15 protein-coding genes, 2 tRNA genes and 1 riboswitch are annotated in these 21,458 nt (G+C 73.3%); of the genes, 7 read left to right on the top strand and 10 right to left on the bottom strand.

What is annotated here, in order from left to right:
• Positions 1–456: 456 nt before the first annotated feature.
• Positions 457–1,005 (bottom strand): MarR family winged helix-turn-helix transcriptional regulator, encoded by a 549-nt coding sequence (locus tag ACFV5H_RS36675; protein ID WP_385059073.1) that lies wholly within the window; start codon positions 1,003–1,005, stop codon positions 457–459.
• A gap of 127 nt (positions 1,006–1,132) precedes the next feature.
• Here ACFV5H_RS36675 and ACFV5H_RS36670 point away from each other — a divergent pair, with 127 nt between their 5' ends.
• Positions 1,133–2,407: an MFS transporter gene (locus ACFV5H_RS36670; protein ID WP_385199060.1), complete on the top strand. Its 1,275-nt coding sequence runs from the start codon at positions 1,133–1,135 to the stop codon at positions 2,405–2,407.
• 66 nt (positions 2,408–2,473) lie between these two features.
• On the opposite strand, the gene ACFV5H_RS36665 is transcribed toward ACFV5H_RS36670, so the two are convergent.
• Together ACFV5H_RS36665 and ACFV5H_RS36660 are read right to left on the bottom strand one after the other, a co-directional pair.
• The gene (locus tag ACFV5H_RS36665; RefSeq protein WP_385059071.1) at positions 2,474–4,135 is read right to left on the bottom strand and encodes a SpoIIE family protein phosphatase; all 1,662 of its coding nucleotides are present in this window, start codon (positions 4,133–4,135) and stop codon (positions 2,474–2,476) included.
• A 173-nt stretch (positions 4,136–4,308) separates the two neighbouring features.
• Positions 4,309–5,688, bottom strand: a complete 1,380-nt coding sequence (locus ACFV5H_RS36660) for an NAD(P)/FAD-dependent oxidoreductase (protein WP_385199059.1) — start codon at positions 5,686–5,688, stop codon at positions 4,309–4,311.
• A gap of 378 nt (positions 5,689–6,066) precedes the next feature.
• Between ACFV5H_RS36660 and ACFV5H_RS36655 the strand changes: the two genes are divergently transcribed.
• Positions 6,067–6,822 carry a TetR/AcrR family transcriptional regulator gene (locus tag ACFV5H_RS36655; RefSeq protein ID WP_385199057.1) on the top strand — a complete coding sequence of 252 codons (756 nt, stop codon included), beginning with the start codon at positions 6,067–6,069 and terminating at the stop codon, positions 6,820–6,822.
• A gap of 714 nt (positions 6,823–7,536) precedes the next feature.
• On the opposite strand, the gene ACFV5H_RS36650 is transcribed toward ACFV5H_RS36655, so the two are convergent.
• Positions 7,537–9,660: an asparagine synthase-related protein gene (locus ACFV5H_RS36650; protein ID WP_385199055.1), complete on the bottom strand. Its 2,124-nt coding sequence runs from the start codon at positions 9,658–9,660 to the stop codon at positions 7,537–7,539.
• A gap of 716 nt (positions 9,661–10,376) precedes the next feature.
• Here ACFV5H_RS36650 and ACFV5H_RS36645 point away from each other — a divergent pair.
• The 4 genes from ACFV5H_RS36645 to ACFV5H_RS36630 all read left to right on the top strand — a co-directional run bounded on the left by ACFV5H_RS36645 (position 10,377) and on the right by ACFV5H_RS36630 (position 15,735).
• Positions 10,377–11,801, top strand: coding sequence for an MFS transporter (locus ACFV5H_RS36645; RefSeq protein ID WP_073933464.1), 1,425 nt, complete (start codon positions 10,377–10,379; stop codon positions 11,799–11,801).
• 55 nt (positions 11,802–11,856) lie between these two features.
• Complete coding sequence (lhgO, locus tag ACFV5H_RS36640) at positions 11,857–13,113, top strand: L-2-hydroxyglutarate oxidase (RefSeq protein ID WP_385199053.1); 1,257 nt, start codon at positions 11,857–11,859, stop codon at positions 13,111–13,113.
• Positions 13,114–13,494: 381 nt separating this feature from the next.
• Positions 13,495–14,349, top strand: a complete 855-nt coding sequence (trmB, locus tag ACFV5H_RS36635; RefSeq protein WP_385199052.1) for a tRNA (guanosine(46)-N7)-methyltransferase TrmB — start codon at positions 13,495–13,497, stop codon at positions 14,347–14,349.
• A gap of 33 nt (positions 14,350–14,382) precedes the next feature.
• The gene (locus ACFV5H_RS36630) at positions 14,383–15,735 is read left to right on the top strand and encodes a PrsW family intramembrane metalloprotease (RefSeq protein ID WP_385199050.1); all 1,353 of its coding nucleotides are present in this window, start codon (positions 14,383–14,385) and stop codon (positions 15,733–15,735) included.
• Positions 15,736–15,832: 97 nt separating this feature from the next.
• On the opposite strand, the gene ACFV5H_RS36625 is transcribed toward ACFV5H_RS36630, so the two are convergent.
• The 5 genes from ACFV5H_RS36625 to ACFV5H_RS36605 all read right to left on the bottom strand — a co-directional run bounded on the left by ACFV5H_RS36625 (position 15,833) and on the right by ACFV5H_RS36605 (position 20,422).
• Positions 15,833–16,852, bottom strand: coding sequence for a M23 family metallopeptidase (locus tag ACFV5H_RS36625; RefSeq protein ID WP_385058499.1), 1,020 nt, complete (start codon positions 16,850–16,852; stop codon positions 15,833–15,835).
• An 11-nt stretch (positions 16,853–16,863) separates the two neighbouring features.
• A riboswitch (cyclic di-AMP (ydaO/yuaA leader) is annotated at positions 16,864–17,021 on the bottom strand.
• A 319-nt stretch (positions 17,022–17,340) separates the two neighbouring features.
• Positions 17,341–17,414: transfer RNA gene (locus ACFV5H_RS36620), tRNA-Met, on the bottom strand.
• Between the two features lie 63 nt (positions 17,415–17,477).
• Positions 17,478–18,611 (bottom strand): dihydrofolate reductase family protein, encoded by a 1,134-nt coding sequence (locus ACFV5H_RS36615; protein WP_385199049.1) that lies wholly within the window; start codon positions 18,609–18,611, stop codon positions 17,478–17,480.
• A 44-nt stretch (positions 18,612–18,655) separates the two neighbouring features.
• Entirely contained in the window at positions 18,656–19,315 is a 660-nt protein-coding gene (locus tag ACFV5H_RS36610; RefSeq protein WP_385058495.1) for a response regulator, read from the bottom strand.
• A gap of 30 nt (positions 19,316–19,345) precedes the next feature.
• A complete protein-coding gene (locus ACFV5H_RS36605) occupies positions 19,346–20,422 on the bottom strand; it encodes a HAMP domain-containing sensor histidine kinase (RefSeq protein WP_385199048.1) in 1,077 nt (358 codons plus the stop codon).
• A gap of 417 nt (positions 20,423–20,839) precedes the next feature.
• Between ACFV5H_RS36605 and ACFV5H_RS36600 the strand changes: the two genes are divergently transcribed.
• On the top strand, positions 20,840–21,112 hold the full coding sequence (locus tag ACFV5H_RS36600; RefSeq protein ID WP_385058492.1) for a DUF3040 domain-containing protein: 273 nt from the start codon (positions 20,840–20,842) through the stop codon (positions 21,110–21,112).
• 77 nt (positions 21,113–21,189) lie between these two features.
• Here the strand turns inward: ACFV5H_RS36600 and ACFV5H_RS36595 are convergent.
• Positions 21,190–21,262: transfer RNA gene (locus ACFV5H_RS36595), tRNA-Lys, on the bottom strand.
• Positions 21,263–21,458: the final 196 nt, after the last annotated feature.

Raw genomic sequence — 21,458 nt, 5'->3', positions numbered from 1 at the left:
TTGAGTTCTCAAGGAACGGACGCTTCCTTTGTACTCACCCTCGCGGGCTTTCCTCCGGGCGCTTCCCTTCGGTCTTGCGTTTCCGACTCTATCAGATCTTTCCGAACCGATTTCCTCGGTGCTTTCCGGGGTTCCGCTTTCGCGTTTCCCTTTCCGGCGGTTCCGACTCTATCAGATCCTTTCGGGCCTGATTCCCGGTCAGAGCGGGCTGTCTTCCCGGCCGTTGGGCCGTTCCGACGTCTCAAACCTTAGCGGACTCTCTCCGTGTTCCTCAAATCGAGGGTTGGAATTGAATTCGGGCACGCCGAAATCGTTCCCACTGGGAGGTCGTGCTGGGGTTTTGAGTGCCGCTGATGCGGCGGAAGGTGCTGCCGAAGAACCGTTACGGCTCCGTGGCAACCCGAAGAACCTTACGGATCGGAGAGGTGGCTGTCAACAGCCCCCGGCCAAGATTTTTCAGTCCAGGTCGCTGAGGCGTCCGCCGGCGTCCGGCTGGGCGTGTTCCACCCGGCGCAGGAGGCGGGTGAGGACCTCACCCAGCGTCGCCCGCTCGCCCGGGTCGAGGTCCTGGAGGAGGTCCTCCTCGAAGACGGTGGCCAGGCGCATCGCCTCGAGCCACTTCTCGCGGCCGGCGGAGGTCAGCTCCACGATCACGCGGACCCGGTTGTTCTCGTCCCGCTCCCGGTCGACCAGCCCCTCGGTGACCATGCGGTCGATCCGGTGGGTCATGGCGGCCGGGGTCAGGCCGAGGCGCTTGGCGAGGTCGCCGGGACCCATGCGGTACGGGGCGCCGGAGAGGACGAGGGCCTTGAGGACCTCCCAGTCGGCGTTGGTGATGCCGAGCTCGGCGGTCTGACGGCCATAGGCCACGTTCATGCGGCGGTTCAGGCGGGACAGCGCGTTGACGATCTTCTCGACCTGGGGGTCGAGGTCCTGGAACTCGCGCTGGTACGCGGCGATCTGCTCTTCGAGTGTCGGCTCGCCGAGGCCGGAGGTATCGCCCATGGCCGCAGTATGGCACGCCCCTCCTTTGCCTTGAAGTCCTTCACTGTGTAGCCTTTAGCATCGAACTTTAGCTTCTAAGTCTTCACTCCTAACTACTTGTTTGAGAGAGGTGAACGTGACCAGGGAGATGGGCGCGGCGATGCGCCGGATCCACGTGGGCAACGCACTCAGCGCGTTCGGGCTGGGCTTCACGGTTCCGTACCTGTACGTCTATGTGGCGCAGGTGCGAGGGCTGGGAGCCATGACGGCGGGTCTCGTACTCGCCGTCTTCGCCGTGGCCGCGCTGATCGTGCTGCCGTTCGCCGGACGGGCGATCGTCCGGCGCGGCCCGCTGCCGGTGCTGCTCGTCGCCCTGGTCACGGCCGCGGTCGGGGCGCTGAGCCTGGGCCTGTCGAGTGGTGCGGCGACCGTGCTGCTGTCGGCGGCGGCGCTGGGCGCCGGGCAGGCGGTGATGCAGCCGGCGCTCGCGACGATGATCGTGGACTGCTCGACCATGGAGAACCGGTCGCGGGCGTTCGCCACGCAGTTCTTCCTGCAGAACCTCGGGCTCGGCGTCGGCGGTCTCATCGGCGGCCACCTCGTGGATCCCACGGAAGCGAGCTCTTTCGTCCTCCTCTTCGCGATCGAGGCGGCGATGTTCCTGCTGCTGGCCGTGGTGATGGCGACGGCGCGGATGCCGCACGCGCCGCGCGTCGGGGGCGCTCCGGCGCAGTCGGCCAAGGGCAGCTGGAAGCAGCTGCTGGGCAACCGGGCCATGGTGCAGCTGTGTGTGCTGGGCTTCGTGCTGTTCTTCGCCTGCTACGGACAGTTCGAGTCGGGGCTGAGCGCGTACGGCGTCGAGGCCGCCGGGATCTCCACCTCCGCGCTGGGGACGGCGCTGGCCGCGAACACCCTGATGATCGTGGTCGCGCAGTTCGCGGTGCTGCGGTTCGTCGAGCGGCGCAAGCGCTCGCGCGTGATCGCGTCCGTGGGGCTGATCTGGGCCGTGGCGTGGGCCGTGGCCGGGTACGCGGGTCTGGGGAACGGCAGCCAGACGATGGCGACCGCCGCGTTCATCTCGACGTACGCGCTGTTCGGGCTCGGTGAGGCGATGCTGTCGCCGACGCTCGCGCCGCTGGTCGCCGATCTCGCGCCGACCGGGATGGCGGGGCAGTACAACTCGGCGTTCGCCCTGGTGAAGCAGCTCGCGCTGGCCGTGGGGCCGGCGGTGGGCGGGCCGCTGGGTGCCTCGCTGCACGGGCCGTACGTCGTGATCTTCCTGCTGTTCTCGCTGGGCATCACGGTGCTGGCGGTGCGGCTCGGACGGCACCTCACGGACGTGCAGGACCAGCCGTCGGTGGCGCGGAGCCGTGTGGTGGTGCAGGGCGGCGCGGCAGCGGGCCAGGCTCCGGCGCACGCCTGATCCACGCGCCTCTGCCCCACCTCCATACGCCCAGCCTCATACACCGACCCCGTACGCCCGGCTCTGCTACGAGCCGGGCGTCTTCGGCTTCGGCTTCGGCAGGAGGAACTCGCACCAGACCGCCTTGCCGCCGCCCGGGGTGCGTCTGCTGCCCCAGCCGGAGGCGATCGTCGCGACGATGGCGATGCCCCGGCCGGACTCGTCGCCGGGTTCCGCGCGGCGGCGCCTCGGCAGGTGGTCGTCGCCGTCGGTGACCTCGATGATCAGGCGGCGGTCGGTGCGGCGCAGCCGCAGCCGCATGGGCGGTGTGCCGTGCTGGAGGGAGTTGGCGACCAGTTCGCTGGTGGCCAGGACGCCCAGGTCGTGCAGCTCGACAGGGAAGCGCCAGCTGGTCAGCACACCGGAGGCGAAGGCACGCGCACGGGGGGCCGCCTCGACCCCGCCGAGCAGCTCCAGCGCGGCGTTGCGGAAGAGCTCGCCCTCCGCGCCCTTGCGGGCGGGGTGCTGGAGGACCAGGACGGCGACGTCGTCGTCGTGGTCCGGGGTGACGCCGGCCGAGCGGACCAGGCGGTCGCAGACGACCTGGGGGCTGCCGGTGGCTCCGGCCAGGGCGCGTTCCAGGGCGGCGATGCCCTCGTCCAGGTCCTCGTTCCTCCGCTCGACCAGGCCGTCCGTGTAGAGGACGGCGGTGGAGCCGGGGGTGAGGGGGACGGAGCCGGACGCGTGCATCCAGCCGCCGGTGCCGAGCGGGGGGCCGGTCGGTTCGTCGGCGCGCCGGACGGTGCCGTTCTCGTCGCGGACCAGGATGGGCAGGTGGCCGGCGGAGGCGTACACCAGGCTGCCCTCGTTGGGGTCGTGGATGGCGTAGGCGCAGGTGGCGATCTGGTTGGCGTCGATCTCCATGGCGAGGCCGTCGAGGAGCTGGAGCACCTCGTGCGGCGGGAGGTCGAGCCGCGCGTAGGCCCGTACGGCCGTACGGAGCTGGCCCATGACCGCCGCCGCGCGCACCCCTCGTCCCATGACGTCGCCGATGACGAGGGCGGTGCGGCCGCCGCCCAGGGTGATCACGTCGTACCAGTCGCCTCCGACGGCGGCCTCGGTGCCGCCGGGGTGGTAGGTGGCGGCGACGCGCAGGTCGTCGGGCTCCTCCAGTTCCTGGGGGAGGAGGGAGCGCTGGAGGGTGACGGCGGTCTCGCGCTGGCGGCGTTCGCTGGCGCGCAGGCGTTCGGCGGCCTCGGCGTGGTCGGTGACGTCGGTGGCGAAGACGAGCACCCCGCGGCCCTCGCCCTCGGTGACCGGGGTGCAGGTGAAGGTGTAGGAGCGGCCGTCGGGGGCCTTGCGGGACTTCACCGTGCGGGGCTTTCCGCTGCGCAGGACCTGGTCGAGGAGGGGCAGCAGACCGAGTGCCTCCAGCTCGGGGAGGGCTCCGCGCGCGGGGGCGCCGATCGGGCGGGCGCCGAAGGCCGCCGTGTAGGCGTCGTTGACGTAGGCGATGCGGTGGTCGGGGCCGTGGACCAGGGCGACGAGGGAGGGGACGTGGTCCAGGACCTCGCGCACCCCGAGATCGTCGACGGCGGGCACGGGCCGCACGTCGTCGGTGAGTTGTTCGGCGCGGGCCCCGGGCACGGAGCCCTCTCCCCGCCGGTCCGGGGAGACCGCCTGCTCGTTCCGCGCTGCGGCGCGGCGCTGCGTTCCGGGGAGCCGGGCGCTCCAGCGCGTGAAGTTCACGAATCCTTGCCTCGTGTAGTTGTCGGCGGCCGGAAACCGGGACCGGCCGGGGCCCCGGGGGCCGCACCGGGGTGGGCGGGGGCCCGCCCGCGGTGGTGGACCAGTCTGGCAGGGTGCCGGCCGGGCCGACATCCGTCAGACGCCGGTCCGGCCGCTGGAGTTCCTGGGTCCGGTCAGGACGACCCTTTCGGGTTGTGCGGGGGGTCCTGAGAAGGCTTTCCACCGGCCGCCAGTTCGAACTCCGCACGGGGATGCTCGAGTGACCCGAGCGAGACGACCTCCCGTTTGAAGAGCCCGGCGAGCGTCCACTCGGCGGCGACCCGCGCCTTGCGGTTGAAGGTCGGGACCCGGCTGAGGTGGTAGGTCCGGTGCATGAACCAGGCGGGGTAGCCCTTGAGCTTGCGCCCGTACACCTGGGCGACACCCTTGTGCAGCCCGAGGGAGGCGACGGAACCGGCGTACTTGTGGGCGTAGGTCTCCAGCGGTTCGCCCCGCAGGGAGTGGACGACGTTGTCGCCGAGGATCCGCGCCTGGCGGAGCGCGTGCTGCGCGTTGGGGGCGCACTCCCGCCCCGGCTCCCGCGCGGTGACGTCGGGGACGGCGGCGGCGTCCCCGGCGGCCCACGCGTGCGCGGCCCCGTCCACGGCCAGCTCGGCGGTGCACTTCAGCCGCCCTCGTCCGTTCAGCGGCAGGTCGGTGGCGGCGAGGACGGGATGCGGTTTGACGCCGGCGGTCCACACGACCGTACGCGTGGGGAAGCGTGACCCGTCGCTGAGCACGGCGACACGGTCGGCGCAGGACTCCAGCCGTGTCTCGAGACGTACGTCGATGTTGCGCCGGCGCAGCTCGGTGACGGTGTACCGGCCCATCTCCTCCCCGACCTCGGGCAGGATCCGCCCGGACGCCTCGACGAGGATCCACTTCATGTCCTCGGGCCGGATGTTGTGGTAGTACCGCGCGGCGTAGCGGGCCATGTCCTCCAGCTCGCCGAGCGCCTCGACGCCCGCGTAGCCGCCGCCGACGAAGACGAAGGTCAGGGCGGCGTCCCGGATGGCCGGGTCCCGTGTGGAGGACGCGATGTCCATCTGCTCCAGCACGTGGTTGCGCAGGCCGATGGCCTCCTCCACCGTCTTGAAGCCGATGGCGTGGTCGGCGAGGCCGGGGATCGGGAGGGTGCGCGACACGGAGCCGGGCGCGAGCACCAGTTCGTCGTACGCGATCCGCCGCCCTCCCGTGCCCTCCTCGCCGGTGGCGAGCGTGCTGACGGTGGCGGTGCGTTCTGCGTGGTCGATACGGGTGGCCTCGCCGATGACGACGTGGCACCGGCCGAGCACACGACGCAGCGGTACGACGACGTGGCGAGGGGAGATGGCACCGGCGGCCGCTTCGGGGAGGAAGGGCTGGTACGTCATGTACGGATCCGGGGTGACGACCGTGATCTCGGCCTCGCCCCGCCCGAGTTCCCGTTTCAGCCTCCGCTGGAGGCGCAGGGCCGTGTACATCCCGACGTAGCCGCCGCCGACAACGAGAATGCGCGCACGTTCCTTCACCATCCCATGACGCACCCGCCGCTTGCGTTTGTCCACAGCCCCGACGAATTGTGTGACCGGAGGGCCCGCGCGCACCGGGTTGGCCGATTCACCGACCCTGCCGGAATTCCCCCAGGTCAGCAGTGGTGGGCCTGCCTTCACTCGGGGGTACATTCAGGACGTATACGACCCGTACTCCGATCGAGGGGCGCTCCGTGCGGAACCTGCCCCTTCTGAATTGACTCCCTCTCAACTATGTTCGTCTGTCGACGGGGTGTAGGGGGATGCGCTCATCGGGCTCGCGACGGGCGGGACCGACAAGCCGGACCTGTTCCACACGCCCCGGACATCAATGGCGGGGAGAAGTCTCCGGGGGGAGACGTCATTACCGGGGGAATACATATGCATGTTCAGGACTCTCATTGGTCTTCCGCTCTCGCGGCCGGCGCGACGATGAGCGCGCCCACGGGCGGCGGACGCCCGGGCGGGGCGCGCACGACACCGCTGCGCGTGGACGCCCAGCGCAATCTGGAGCACGTGCTGCGTGCCGCGCGGGAGGTCTTCGGCGAGCTGGGCTACGGCGCGCCGATGGAGGACGTGGCACGCCGGGCACGGGTCGGCGTGGGCACGGTGTACCGGCGCTTCCCGAGCAAGGACGTCCTGGTGCGGCGGATCGCCGAGGAGGAGACCTCCCGGCTGACCGACCAGGCGCGGGCGGCGCTCGGCCAGGAGGACGAGCCGTGGTCGGCGCTGTCCCGTTTCCTGCGCACGTCGGTCGCCTCCGGCGCGGGGCGGCTGCTGCCGCCGCAGGTGCTGCGGGTGGGTGTGGCGGAGGAGCACGGGCTGCCGGACCACGCGCGGTTGCCGCAGCAGCGGACGCAGGCGGCGGGGGCGGGTGAGCTGCGGCTGGTGTCGGAGGCGCCGGTGGCTGTGGCGGCGGAGGACGACGCGGGGGCGGCGCAGCTGCTGGACGTCGTCGGGCAGTTGGTGGACCGGGCGCGGGCCGCGGGCGAGCTTCGGCCGGACGTGTCGGTGTCCGACGTCCTGCTGGTGATCGCGACGGCGGCGCCGTCCCTGCCGGATGCGGCGCAGCAGGCTGCGGCGTCGGCGCGGCTGCTGGACATTTTGCTGGAGGGGTTGCGTTCACGCCCGGCGTAGGGGGTGCTCGGCGGTGCCGGTGGGGCTGCGGCCCCAGCGCCTCGTGGGTGCCCCGGCGTTGGTGTGAGCCGGGGGTTCGTGCGGCCCGGCGTGGGTGCGGGCCAGGGGTGGGTCTGCGTGACCCGGTGCCTTCCGGGGTGCCCCGTGCTGGTATCCGCCGGGGATTGCATGGCCCGGCGCGCGTTACGGGTGCCCCGGCGTGGGTGTGGGCCGGGGGTGGTTCGCGCAGCCCGGCGCTTACGGGGTGCCGTCGCGCCCACCCGTGCCGCCCCAGCGGCACGACTGCCCGCGGAGAGCGGGGTATGCGGCACGGCTGCCCGCGGAGAGCGGGGGCGACGGTGGCGGCTGCCCGCGGGAGCGGGGGCGACGGTGGCGGCTGCCCGCGGGAGCGGCGGGGCATGCGGCACGGCTGCCCGCGGATCGCGGGGGCGGCGGGGCGGGGTAGGCAGTCGCGTACGGCGGGAAGGGGACGGGGCGGGGGTGGCCGCCCGCAGCGGCTGGCGCGTCCGCGCCGCCCACCCCTCCAAGTGACCTGTTCCGCGCCAGTCCGAGGACGGACACCCCCGACCCGGCCCCGACCCACCCACCGACCGCAGGCGCTACCCAAGCCCCCACCCGAGCCGCACAGGCGCCGCAGGCATCCCGCCCACCGGACCGAACCCCGCGCCGCAACCATCCCGCCCGCCGGACCGAGCCCCGCGCCGCAGGTGAACCTCAGCGGGTGCCGGCTGTGCCGGCGCCGAGGGCGCCGCGTTGGGGGGCGATTCCGCCCGGGACCGCGCGTTGGCGGGCCGGGGTGCCTGTCCAGCAGGTTCCCCTGCGGGCCAGCAGGCGGCGCAGCCACACCTCCAGGGCGACCAGATCCGCCAGGCCGTCCAGCGGCAGCGGCTCGCCCTCCGCCGCGCCCCGCAGGGCCTTGCGCACCACCCGCGCCTCGACCAGCCCCGCCTCCGCCAGCAGCGGCGTGTCGAACAGCGCCACCAGCGAGTCCGCCGCCACCCGCAGCCCCGTACGCGCCGCGACCGCAGGACCGGCCGCCCCCGGCGCCCCCCAGCCCGCCGGCAGCTCCCGCACCCCCGCCCCCTCCAGCACCGACCGCAGGATCGACGCCCGCGCCCCCGGCTGCACCCGCAGCGCCTCCGGCAGCGCCCGGCACGCCCGCACGACCTGGTTGTCGAGGAACGGCGCGTGCAGCCGCTGGGAGCGGATCTCGGCCGCCTGCTCCAGCACCCGCAGATCCGCCGCGTGCCGGGCCAGCGCCGCCCGCGCCCGGAAATCGCCGGGCCGCTGCCCCGGCCCCACCTCGGACCGCCGCGTCGACGCCTGCAGACGAACCGATACTTCAGCCAGCGCCTCACCCGTCAGCCAGCGCGCCGCCGGCCCGGGTCTCCCCCAGGTCAGCGCGGCCAGCGAGGCATCCGCCGCGCCCCCGGGCCCGTCGTCGTCCAGCCGCCGCTGCAACAGCCGCTCCGCGAGCGACTCCAGCCCCGCCCGGTACGGCGTGCGCGCCAGCCGCCGAGCGGCGGCGTACACGCGCGCGGGCACCATCACGGACCCGTCGGCCTTCGCCAGCGCGGCCACCGGCCGCACCAGATGCCGCCGCTTGCGGTCCATCAGCAGATCGGCCAGCCGCGCCGGATGCGCGTCCAGCACCTGCTTCGCCCCGTACCCGGTGAAGTGATCCGCGCTTCCCGCCGCCAGCCGCGCCCGGTGCCGCGCGGCCGACACCAGCGAGGGCCCGGGCTCGTCCGTCAGCGGCCCGTCCAGATCGACGTACGGAAGCGTCGACGCCTCCCCGGCCACCACCACGTGGTGCAGCCGCGGATTGGCGGCCAGTGCCCCCGCCCGCGACAGTTCGTCGTCGTCCCGTACCCCACCGGACCCACCGGCGAGGTCGTTGAAGGTGACGGCCAGCAGCCGCTCCCCCGCCCCCGTCCCGTGCCCCAGCACGGTCCCCGGCATCCCGGGCAGTCCCGCGGCCAGCAGCGCCAGCGCCCCGGACGCCGGCCCGCCGGACAGATCGGCCCCGATGCCCGGCACGGGCGTCCCCCGGGCCGCCCGCCGCTCGGCGGGCCCCATCCCGGGTACGGGCCCGGGGTCGATACCGGCGCCGGGAACGTGCCGGGGCGCGGCCAGCCGTGTCCGTACGGCCTCGACCAGCGCGTCCCGCACGGCGTCCACCGCGTGGTCGGGGTCGGCGGGCGGCGCGGCAACGGCGAGCGAGGCGACGGGTTCGTACCCGGCGATCTCGCGCGCCCCGGCGCGCAGGATCAGCGCATGCCCCGGCGGAATGCGTTTCACGCCGTCGTACGGGGTGGAGTCGTGGAGCGCGGCCGGTACGTCGGGGGCGGCGAGCAGCGCGGCGAGGTGTCCGAAGTCGAGGTTGGCCTCGATGAGGTCGGCGAGCGGCAGCGCGGCGGTCGCGTACGCGGTGCCGCCCGCCCAGGGGGTGTGGAAGACCGGCCGGGCACCGGCGAGATCGCCGCAGACGGTGACCCGGCGTCCCACCTGCACGACCGCCGTGTAGCTCCCCGGCCAGGCGGTCAGGTGCCGCAGCGCCCCGCCCCGCGCGGCGAACAGCGCGACGCGCAGTTGCTCGTCGGAGGCCCCGCACGTGCCGAGGACGGCGATCCGGGTCTGCTCGTCGGCCTTGACCACCCGTACCTCGTCGGGGCGCCAGTCGCCGACCGCCCAGAGCGGGTCGGGGTCACCCCACAGCAGCTGGGATCCCACGGGGTGCACGGTCTCGCCGTCCACCCCGGTGGCGCCGGCGGAGCCGGTGGGGCCGAACCCCGTGGCGCCCGCGGCGGTGCTGCTCCATCCCACCAACCACCGCATCGCCGCCTCCACATGCTGTGGACAACCAGTGCACCGTACGAACCGGTTCCCCATGCTGCCATGAAGGAGGCGCTCAGGAGGGGTGCCGGAGCCGTACGCGCTCCGTCGGATGCGCCCCGGCGGAGACACCCGCCCCGCCCGGACGGGCGCCCGCCACAGAGGAGTCACCGTACCGGCGCCGCGCGACCGGCCACGTCATCACGACGCGAATGCGCCCCCATAGCGCGCCCCTTGAACCCCCAACGCGCCGTCAACTACCAGCGTAGAAGCAGTGATACACCCGAAAGAGTGGGGTCTATTTTCGGCCAAATCGGAGCGGTGAGGCCAGCCTCGAACACGCTCCGTACAGGCTCTGCGCACCGCTGGGCGGTCGCGCGGTCCGGGAGACGGGACACGCCTCCCGGACCGTTCCGCCGCCCGCGGGGATGTAGGCGGCGGTGTCCCCCAGCCCACTGGATCCAGTACAGCGGGCCGACCCACGCACCGACCATGGAACCGCTCCCGCGATGGCCGGAGAAGAGCGCACACACAGGCGCACGGCCACACACCGGGAGCGCGCCGCAACTGCGCGTATCGGACCCGTACTTCAGTACGGACCACAATCCCGCCATCCGGAAGAATGCCCCTTAACGCTTGGGATGCGGCGAACTACGCTGGGTTTACGAATGCCGCGTGGTTATGCCAGCGCGGCAGCCGTCTGTGTCGAGGGGTGGCGCATGTCCAGGGAGCAACGCGGGCCGAACGAAAAGCTCGGCGCCGTTCTCGCCCTCGCGGGAATCTCCAACGCAGGCCTCGCGCGACGCGTCAACGACCTTGGCGCCCAGCGAGGACTGACACTTCGCTACGACAAGACGTCGGTGGCGCGCTGGGTGTCGAAGGGCATGGTGCCGCAGGGCGCCGCCCCGCACCTGATCGCCGCCGCCATCGGCCAGAAGCTGGGCCGTCCGGTGCCGCTCCACGAGATCGGCCTGGCGGACGCGGACCCCGCACCCGAGGTGGGCCTCGCCTTCCCCCGTGACGTCGGACAGGCGGTGCGCTCCGCCACGGAGCTGTACCGGCTGGACCTGGCGGGCCGCAGAGCCGGCTCCGGCGGCATCTGGCAGTCGCTCGCCGGATCGTTCGCGGTGAGCGCGTACGCGACGCCCGCATCACGCTGGCTGATAACCCCGGCCGACAGCTCGGTGGCGCGTGAGGCGAACCCCGCCGACGGCTCCGGCGCACCGTCCAAAGTCGGCCACAGCGATGTGCGGAAACTGCGGGAGGCCGCCGAGGACGCCCGGCGCTGGGACTCCAAGTACGGCGGAGGGGACTGGCGTTCGTCGATGGTCCCCGAATGCCTGAGGGTCGAGGCGGCCCCGCTGCTGCTCGGCTCCTACTCCGACGACGTCGGCCGCTCCCTCTTCGGCGCGGCGGCCGAACTCACCCGCCTGGCCGGCTGGATGGCCTTCGACACGGGCCAGCAGGAGGCCGCCCAGCGCTACTACATCCAGGCCCTGCGCCTGGCCCGCGCGGCGGCCGACGTCCCCCTGGGCGGTTACGTGCTCGCCTCGATGTCGCTGCAGGCGACCTACCGCGGCTTCGGCGACGAGGGCGTGGACCTCGCCCAGGCCGCGCTGGAGCGCAACCGGGGCCTGGCCACCGCCCGCACCCTGAGCTTCTTCCGCCTCGTCGAGGCACGCGCGCACGCACGCGCGGGGGACGCCCAGGCGGCCGGTGCCGCCCTGAAGTCGGCGGAGAGCTGGCTGGAACGCTCCCGCCCCGGCGACAGCGACCCGACCTGGCTCGGCTTCTACTCCTACGACCGTTTCGCCGCCGACGCCGCGGAGTGCTACCGCGACCTGAAGGCGCCCCGCCAGGTCCGCCGCTTCACCGAGCAGGCGCTGTCCAGTCCGACGGAGGAGTTCGTGCGCTCGCACGGACTGCGGCTGGTCGTCTCGGCGGTCGCCGAACTGGAGTCGGGCAACCTGGACGCGGCCTGCGAGCAGGGCGTCCGCGCGGTGGAGGTCGCGGGCCGCATCTCGTCCGTCCGCACCACCGAGTACGTCAGGGACCTCCTGCACCGTCTGGAGCCCTACGGCGACGAACCCCGCGTGGTCGAACTGCGTGAACGCGCCCGCCCGCTGCTGATGACGACCGCCTGACCCGATCCGCGCCGAGAACCCGCCTTTCGGGTTTGAAGGCGTTGTCAGTGGCGCAGTGCACTATCGGACGCGGGAGGTGGTGCGGGTGGTGACGGGGCGGTCGTACGACTGCGACGTGCTGGTGATCGGCGGCGGGATCGTCGGCCTGTCGACGGCGTACGCGCTCACGCGCGCGGCGCCGGGCACGCGGGTCGCGGTGCTGGAGAAGGAGCCGGGACCCGCCCGGCACCAGACGGGCCGCAACAGCGGCGTCATCCACAGCGGCGTCTACTACCGCCCCGGCTCGCTGAAGGCGCGGTACGCGGTGTCGGGCGCCGCGGAGATGGTCAAGTTCTGCGCGGAGTACGACATCCCGCACGCCGTGACGGGCAAGCTGATCGTCGCCACGACCCGCGAGGAGCTGCCCCGGCTGCACGCCCTGGTCCAGCGCGGCCGGGAGAACGGCATCGCGGTCCGCGAGCTGTGCGGCGCGCAGATCGCGGAGTACGAGCCGGAGGTCGACGGCCTGGCGGCCATCCACGTCGGCACCACCGGCATCTGCGACTTCACCGCGGTGGCCCGCCGGCTCGCTCAGGCGTCACAGGCGGCGGGCGCGGAGATCCGCTACGGGGCGCGGGTGATACGCGTCGACCGCCGGCCCGAGCGGGGAGTCGCCGTCCTGACGGCCGGCGGCGACGTCGTACGCGGCCGGGTGCTGGTGAACTGCGCCGGTCTGCACTGCGACGAGATCGCCCGCCGCACCGGCGACGAGCCCGGCGCCCGGATCGTGCCGTTCCGCGGCGAGTACTACGAGCTGGCCCGGCCGGAGCTGGTGCGCGGTCTGGTCTACCCGGTGCCCGACCCGGCGTTCCCCTTCCTCGGCGTCCACCTCACCCGGGGCATCGACGGCGGCGTCCACGTCGGCCCCAACGCGGTACCGGCACTGGCCCGCGAGGGCTACGACTGGCGCACGGTGCGTCCGCGCGAGCTGGGGGCGACCCTGGCCTGGCCGGGCTCCTGGCAGCTGGCCCGCCGCCACTGGCGGTACGGCACCGGCGAACTGCACCGCTCGCTGTCCAGGCAGGCCTTCACCCGGGCCGTGCGCCGGCTGCTGCCCGCGGTGCGGGAGGACGACCTGGTGCCGGCGGCGGCCGGGGTACGGGCCCAGGCGGTGCTGCGGGACGGTACCCTGGCCGACGACTTCCTGATCCAGGAGACCGCCCGCACGGTCCACGTACTGAACGCCCCCTCCCCGGCGGCGACGGCGTCCCTGCCGATCGGCCGCGAGGTCGCGCGGCGAGCACTGGCGGCGCTGGAGACAGCGCAGCGCTGACCCCGGCGTCACCGCTCCCGCGCACGGGGCCACGGCGGCGACCAGGAACGGGCCCGCACCGTCCTGACCGGGTGAACGGAACACCGACGAGCACACGGCCCCGAACCACGACCTGACGCACACCGCACAGCCGCCCCCGGCCTCGGAAAGGACCACACCGGCCAAAACCCCGGGCACCCCCCGACCGTGCCGCCCCGCGGGAGCCCTCCGAACCGCGACCCGGCACTCAGCCACAACCGGCCCCGGCAGGGGTGGAACCGGCCTCGGGAAAGCCCGTACCGGCCAAAACCCCGGGCACCTCTCAGCCCTGTCGCCCCCGCGGGGCCTCCCCGGATTCCGTTCCGGGGCTCCGTGCGCGGGCCCCGTAAAATCGGAGGCACTGTGTCTGACACCGCTAACGCTTCCGAAGCCCTTCGTCCCGCCCCCGGCCAGGACTCGCCGCACACGCCCGGGGTGTCCGTCCGGCATACCCGGGCCAAGGGGGAGCCCCGGTTTCCCGACGGGCCCAAGGCCGATCCCGCCGGGTCGCACTTCGAGCGGCGGATCCGGAGCTTCCAGCCGCGGCGCAGCCGGGTGACCGCCGGGCAGGCGGACGCCCTGCAGCGGCTGTGGCCCGCCTGGGGCTTCGACATCGACGGCAGCCGGCGGCTCGACCTCGCGGAGTTCTTCGGCAACGACAACCCCGTCGTCCTGGAGATCGGCTTCGGCATGGGCGAGGCCACCGCGCGGATGGCCGCCGCCGACCCGGCCACCAACATCCTCGCCGTGGACGTCCACACCCCCGGCCAGGGCAATCTGCTCAACCTCGCCGACCGGCTGGGGCTGACCAACGTACGGGTCGGCAACGGTGACGCGATCATCCTGCTGCGCGAGATGCTCGCCCCCGGCTCCCTCGGCGGGCTGCGCGTGTACTTCCCCGACCCCTGGCCGAAGAAGCGGCACCACAAGCGGCGGCTGATCCAGCCGGAGTTCCTCACCCTCGCCGCGACCCGCCTCGCACCGGGGGCGGTGCTGCACTGCGCCACCGACTGGGAGCCGTACGCGGAGCAGATGCTGGAGGTGCTCACCGCGCACCCCGCCTTCGAGAACACGCGGCCCGACGGCGGTTTCGCGCCGCGTCCCGCCTTCCGGCCGCTCACCCGTTTCGAGGGGCAGGGACTGGAGAAGGGTCATGTCGTGAACGACGTGCTCTTCCGCCGCGTACCGCGGGACGAGCAGGCAGCAGACCGAGCCTGATTGATACAGCCCCGCCTCGTTAGGGTCGATCCCGTGGCCATCAGTCCCCCGTACCCGACGCCTCCCGGCGGAGCGCCGCGGCACGCGCACTGGTGGCAGCGGCCCTGGGTGCGGTACGGCGCGCTGATCACGCTGCTCGCCCTGTCCGGGCTAGTCATCCTCGCGCTGGTGCGGGAGCAGACCGGGACGCAGGGGTTCCTGGTCGGGCTCGGCCTCGCCGTCCTGCCCGTGCCGCTTCTCGTCGCCGCCTTCCGGTGGCTGGACCGGGTCGATCCGGGACCCTGGCGGAACCTGCTGTTCTCCTTCGCCTGGGGTGCCTGCGCGGCGGCGCTGATGGCGATCGTCGCGAACAGCTTCGCCACCCGGTGGATAGCGACGGCGACCGCCGACCCGACCGGCGCCGACACCCTGGGCTCGACCGTCATAGCGCCGGTGGTGGAGGAGTCCGCGAAGGCCGCGGCCGTCCTGCTGGTGTTCCTGTTCCGCAGACGCGACTTCACCGGGATCCTCGACGGCGTGGTGATAGCCGGGGTCACCGCCACCGGCTTCGCGTTCACCGAGAACATCCTCTACCTCGGCACCGCCTTCGGCACCGACCGGCTCACCGGCGACAGCGGCATCGCCTCGGTCACCGCGGCGACCTTCTTCGTCCGTGTCGTGATGTCGCCGTTCGCGCATCCCCTGTTCACCGTGCTCACCGGGATCGGCTTCGGCATCGCCGCGCTGTCCACGGACCGGCAGCGGGCCCGGCGCGTGCTGCTGCCGCTGGGCGGGCTGCTCCTCGCGATGGGCGTGCACGCGCTGTGGAACGGCTCCTCGGCGCTCGGCCAGTACGGCTTCCTCGCGGTGTACGTGGCGTTCATGGTGCCGGTGTTCGGGCTGCTGACCTGGCTGGTGGTGTGGACGCGGCAGCGGGAGCTGCGGACCGTACGGACGGAGCTGCCCGCGTACGTGGCCGCCGGGTGGATCGACGCGGCGGGACCGTTCGCGCTGGGCTCGATGCGGGCTCGGCGCCTGGCCCGGCGGTACGCGCGCCGCCACGGTGGGAAGGCGGCGGCGCGGTCGGTCGCCGAGTACGAGGCGTACGCGACGTCGCTGGCGTTCCTGCGGCACCGGGGGCGGCTCGGGCGGGCGGGGACGGACTTCATCACACGGGAACGCGAGCTGCTGCTGGAGCTGTGGCACCGGCGGGGAGCGGCCCGGCCGGCCCTGGAGCACGCGGCCCGCGCGACCGTGCCCCGGGTTCCGGCCGCCGCGGCGCCTTGGGCGGGGTACGGCGCATACGGCGGCTACGGTGGGTACGGCGGCTACGGGCATCCACCGCACGGACAGCCGCCGTACGGGTACCCGTACGGCGCGTACGACCCGAACACCCGCCGATCCTGACGGACCCGCACCACCCCGGAAACACCTGACCGGCAGCCCTGACGTCGGGGGGTCGTCGCCGGGACTGCCGGGGTTCAGGGCGTGGAGGCCCGCTCGCTCAGACGGTGAGGCCCTTGCTCTGCAGCCAGGCCAGCGGGTCGATGCCCGAGGCGGAGCCGTCGGGGTGGACCTCCATGTGGAGGTGGGCGCCGGTGACGTTGCCGGTGGCGCCGACGCGGCCGATCACATCGCCGGTGTTGACCTTCTGGCCGACGCTGACGCTGATGGAGGACTGGTGGGCGTACCAGATCTCGGTGCCGTCGTCGAGGGTGAGCACGGTCTTGTAGCCGTAGGAGCCGTCATAACCGGCGGAGGTGATCGTGCCGGTGTGGACGGCCTTGAGCAGGGTGCCCGTGGGGGCGGCGAAGTCGAGGCCGGTGTGGTGGCCGGAGGACCAGTAGGCGCCGGCCTGACCGAAGGTCGAGGAGATGGTGTAGGAGGAGGTCGGCAGCGCGTACTGCTTGGCCAGCTCGGCGAGGCGCTCGGCCTCGGCCTTCTTCCTGGCCTCCTCCTCCGCCTTCTTCTTGGCGGCCTCGGCCTTGGCCTTGGCCTCCTTCTCCGCCTTGGCGGCGGCCTCGGCGGCCTGCTTCTCGGCGGCGGCGACGGCCTCGGCGGCGGCCTTGGTCTCGGCCTGGCTCTGCTGCTGCTCGACCTGGGCCATGATCCGGGTGCGCAGCGCCTCACCGGCGCCGGAGGTGCCCTGCTCGGTGTCGGCGGCGGTCATGCCGAGGGTGCTGAGGGGGGTGGCCGATCCCTCGGGGGTTTCCTCGTCGGAGATGAGGGAACCCACGTTGGGGAGGTCGGGCATGGAGATCGAGACCGGCGGCTTGCCGGTCTGGGCGCTGGCCATGCCGCCGGCGCCGACGGCGGCGATGACGCCGACGCCCAGGACGGTGGAGCTGCGGGCGAGTCCTCCGCCGCGCTGCTTGGAGACGCGATGCCGGCCGCGTACGGGACGAAGGGACTCCGCGGTGGGGTTCCACTCCTCGAAGGGGCCCTCGTCGGTGTGGCCGGCGCCATAGGCGAAGGTGTCGCTCGGCTTGAACGGGGCCTCGGGGGCAGGCGGGTTGGACGCCACGTGGGCGCGCTCCTTCCTTCCGTCTTCGCCTACCGGGTTAGCTGACGGGTTCGGAGCGGGAAGGTCTCCTACGCGCGTATACGAGCCGTGTTGCCACGGCGGTATCCACGCGATTCACCCCATGGTGGTGGTTCCCCGGTTCCCTCGCGGGATTCGGCGCGTGCGCACGGAGCCGCCTTCTGTGACGGCTGGGACGACCGCGCTGCGTTATCGAACGTTAATAGACGCGAGGGCCGTATTCCAAGCCGTTCCTCTTGATCGTTAACGATTCCCGGGGGGACTTAAGTGTCACGAGCGGCCAAAAAAGGGCGAGTTGACCGCACCTCAGGCCGTCTCGGGGGGCGGGTGGTTTCTGACCGTGCGTCAGTTGTTATGCGCTGCGGGGTGGATCGCTCACATTGAGTGAGAACGGGGAGCGGGCGGCGACGGGCGGGAAACGGAAAACACCGAGGGCCGGAATCCTTTGGATTCCGGCCCTCGGCCTTCAGTAGCGGGGACAGGATTTGAACCTGCGACCTCTGGGTTATGAGCCCAGCGAGCTACCGAGCTGCTCCACCCCGCGTCGGTAGGACCAGTGTACGCCATCAGCGGGACATGGCGCACACCCATGACCGGCGGCCCGGTCTCAGCGGCCGAGCAGATGGCCGTTGGGTGCCTTGGCACGGTCCTCGTGCTCCGGCAGGACGACGACGGTGGCGCCCCCGTCCGCCAGCACGCCGCTGCCGTCGGCGTCCGCCACGAACGTGTCCGGCTCGCGCCAGGCCGTGACCACCCTCCGCACCCCCGCGTCCAGGACCAGCCGGGCACAGGGCGCAGGGCGGGACGCGCGGCGGGCGCAGGGCTCCAGGCTGGAGTACACGGTGGCGGTGACGAGCCGGGGGTCCGTGGGGTCGATCCTGGCGAGCGCGGCCTCCTCCGCGTGCACCACCGGGTCGGTGCCCTCCCGGGAGTGGCCGCGCGCCAGCTCCGTACCGTCGGCGGCCACCACGACCGCGCCCACGCTGAACGCCGTCTCCGAGGGCGGGCACTCGGCGGCCAGCTCGCAGGCGAGGGCCAGCCAGTGGTGGTCGGCGGCGGAGGGCAGCGGGCCGGTGCCGGGGGCGGTGGGTTCGTAGCGCGTCAGGACGACGTCGCCGACCTGGCGGGTCTCGACCGTCCGCAGCCGGCCGCCCTGGTAGGAGCCGGGGCCGAAGAGGCGGGGGGCCTCCGCATCGCCGACGAACAGCGGGGCGAGGACCAGCTGGAGCTCGTCGGCCAGCCCCTCGGTGAGGAGCTGCGTGTGGACCGTGCCGCCGCCCTCGACCATGAGCCGCCGCACCCCGCGCTCGGCGTGCAGGTGTTCCAGCAGCCGCCGCCAGTCGAGCTCGGCGCCGAGCGGGACGACGTCGGCGGCGAGGCCGAGGGCGTGGGCACGCTCGGCGCCCACGTCGGTCGTGTAGAGGACCTTCTCGCCGCCGGTGTGCCAGAACCGGGCCGCCGGGTCCAGGTCGCCGGATCCGCTGACGGTGACCTTGAGCGGGTACTCGGCCCGGCCGTCGGCGAGGCGGGCGGCACGTCGCTCGGGCGAGTTGACCAGCAGCCGGGGGTTGTCGGCGCGGATCGTGCCGGCGCCGACCAGGATGGCGTCCACGGACGCCCGTACCTCGTCGACCCGGTCGAAGTCGGCCGGGCCGGACAGCAGCAGCCGCTCGGGGCCGGTGTCGTCCAGGTAGCCGTCGAGGGAGACGGCGGCGGACAGCAGGACGTACGGGTGCGGCATCGGCGTACTCCGGGTGGGGCAGGTGTGGGGGTCCAGTCTGCCGGTCAGGGCTCGATCAGCCCCACGCGGATGGCGTACCGGGTGAGTTCCAGGCGGTCCCTCAGGCCGAGCTTGGCCAGCAGGTTGGCGCGGTGCCGCTCCACGGTCTTGGGGCTGATGACGAGGAGACCGGCGATCTGCTGCGAGGTGTGGCCCTCGGCGACCAGCTTCAGGATCTCCTCCTCGCGGTCGGTGATCGCCTTGGCCGGCAGGGGGCGGCCCTCCCGCGCGAGGTCGAGGTAGTTGTGGATGAGGGCGTTGACGGCGCCGGGGTAGAGGAACGGCTCGCCGCGCATGGTGGCGCGGCAGGCCTCGACGAGGTCGCGGTCGGCGACGGACTTCAGGACGTAGCCCGAGGCCCCGGCGGCGAGCGCCTCGAAGAAGAACTGCTCGTTGTCGTACATGGTGAGGATGAGGATGCGGGTCTCCGGCAGGGTGCGGGAGAGCTCGCGGGCCGCCTGGAGGCCGGTCCGCCGGGGCATCGCGATGTCCAGGACGGCAAGGTCGGGGCGGTGCTCACGGGCCTGTTCGAGGGCTTCGGCACCGTCGGCGGCCTCGGCGACGACGGTCAGATCCGGTTCGCCGTCGAGGATGAGGCGAACCCCCCGGCGGACCAGCGCGTGGTCGTCGGCGAGCAGGATGCGGGTGGGGGCCGGGTCGGTCATGTTCCAGCGTTTCCGGTCGAGGGGCGTCGGTCACGGGGGTGGCGGGGCGTGTGCGGGCGCGGACTTCCGTACGGGGGCGGGTGCGGATTCCCGTACGGAGACAGGCGTGGCTTCCCGTACGGGGACGGGCGTGGCTTCCCGTACGGGGACGAGGGCGTGCGCGGGGAAACGGGCGGGGACGGGGACGGCCAGGCGTACCTCGGTGCCGCCGTCGGTGGCGCGGTCCACGGTCAGCCGGGCGCCGACGAGCAGGGCGCGCTCCCGCATCCCGCGGATGCCGGCGCCCTCGGGGGTGACGCCGATGCCGCGGCCGTCGTCACGGACGCGGAGTTCCACACCGCCGGGCGCGCGGCGCAGGGCGAGCTCGGCGCGGCGGGCCCGGGCGTGGCGGGCGGTGTTGGTGAGGCCCTCCTGGGCGACCCGGTAGATGACCAGTTCCGTCTCCCGGTCCAGCTCGGGCAGGTCCCCGTCGAGGCAGTGCTGGACGCTCAGACCGGGCCCGCCGAACTCGGTGGCGAGGGCCTTGAGCGCGCTGGCCAGCCCCAGCTCGTCCAGCACCCCGGGGCGCAGCCGGCGGGCGATGCGCCGGATCTCCTCCAGACCGGCCCGGGTGGTCTCCTGCACCTGGCGCAGTTCCTCACGCAGGTCGGGCGGGGCGTGGTCGGCGGCGCGCTTGAGCTGGAGCAGTACGGCGGTGAGGGACTGGCCGACCTCGTCGTGCAGCTCGCGGGCGACGCGCCGGCGCTCGGCCTCCTGTGCGGACAGGGCGCGGGCGCTGCTCGTGGCGCGCTCGTCCTCCAGCCGGTCCAGCATGGTGTTGAACGTGGTGATCAGCTCGGCGATCTCGCCGCGCCCGCCGACCGCCGGGCGGTGTCCCGGGCGGAGCAGGTCCGTCGTCGTCATCGCGCGGGTCAGTCGCTGCAGCGGGGCGAGGCCCACGCGGAGCAGCAGCGCGTTGGCGACGAGCATGGCGGCCAGCCCCACCGTGAGGACCGCGGCCTCGGTGAGCAGGACCGGTGTGGACACCGTGACGGGTCCCAGCAGCAGGGCCGTGGCCACGATGAGCACGACGGCGTTCAGCAGGAAGACCCGCCAGAACAGGGGCACCCCGTACCGCCTCCTCGCCGTCGGCCGCTCGCCACGGGCTCCCGGTGCGGGGGAGCCGACGGCCCGCGAACCGGGGGCGCGGCGCGGGCCGTCCCTCTCAGCGTGTGCGCCGCGCGGTCCCCGCGCCATCGGTGACAGCCCCCATTTTTCCCCGGAACCACGGCCGGCCGGGCGGCCCGCATACGCGGTGGCCCCCAGGGCGGATGGGGCCCGCGACGGATGGCCGCGGGCGGTGGCGGTGGGCGACGCTGGAGTCTGCCGTACCGGACGGGTGACGACGTCGGCACAAGGGCAAACTCCCTTGTACCGGGCCGAGTTCGCGGCAGGCCGACGGTTCACCCTCTTACGCCCCCGGCGTCACGGAGCGATGGCCGCCGGCGGTGTCACCGGGCGGCCGCCCCCTGGGAAGGAGGAGCCGTGCCCCAGTCCGACGACGAGCGCCTGGTCGACCTCGCGGCCCGTCTCGAACACGAGGACCCCCGTTTCGTCCGCTCGCTCTCCGAAGGCCGTCCGGCCCGCCCCCGCGAGTACCGGCGCACGAGCGCCTGGTGCGCGCTGGCCATCGGGGTGACCATGCTCGCCGCGGGCATCGTCGTCCCCGACGGCCTCCTCATCGCGGCGGGCCTGGTGCTCACCGGGATCGCCGTGCAGCTCCTCGACCCGAACCGGGACGAGCGCCCCGTGAAATGACGCGGCGCCCGAGCCGGCCGAAGCCGATCCGAGCGCCGCGCAGCAGGTCAGAGGCGGTATGCCCCTCCTGCGGGAGGTAGGCCCTGTGGGACTCGAACCCACAACCAATGGATTAAAAGTCCACTGCTCTGCCAATTGAGCTAAGGGCCCCTGGCGATGTTGCCTACCCGAGCATAGCCGGACGTGGCCGGGACTCCGATCGGGTATCGCGGGACGTGTCCCGCGCGGAACGCGGGAGGGGCCCCCCCGCGGGGGTGGGGGGGGGCCGCCCCGGCGGGGCGGGGTGCCGGCGGCAGCCCCGGGTAGTTTAAAAAAAAGAAGCCGGCGGCGGGTTTGGGGGGGGTTT

The sequence above is a fragment of the Streptomyces sp. NPDC059787 genome, assembly GCF_042732315.1.
Taxonomy (GTDB): Bacteria; Actinomycetota; Actinomycetes; order Streptomycetales; family Streptomycetaceae; genus Streptomyces; species Streptomyces atrovirens.
This window is presented reverse-complemented; position numbering and strand designations above follow the sequence as displayed.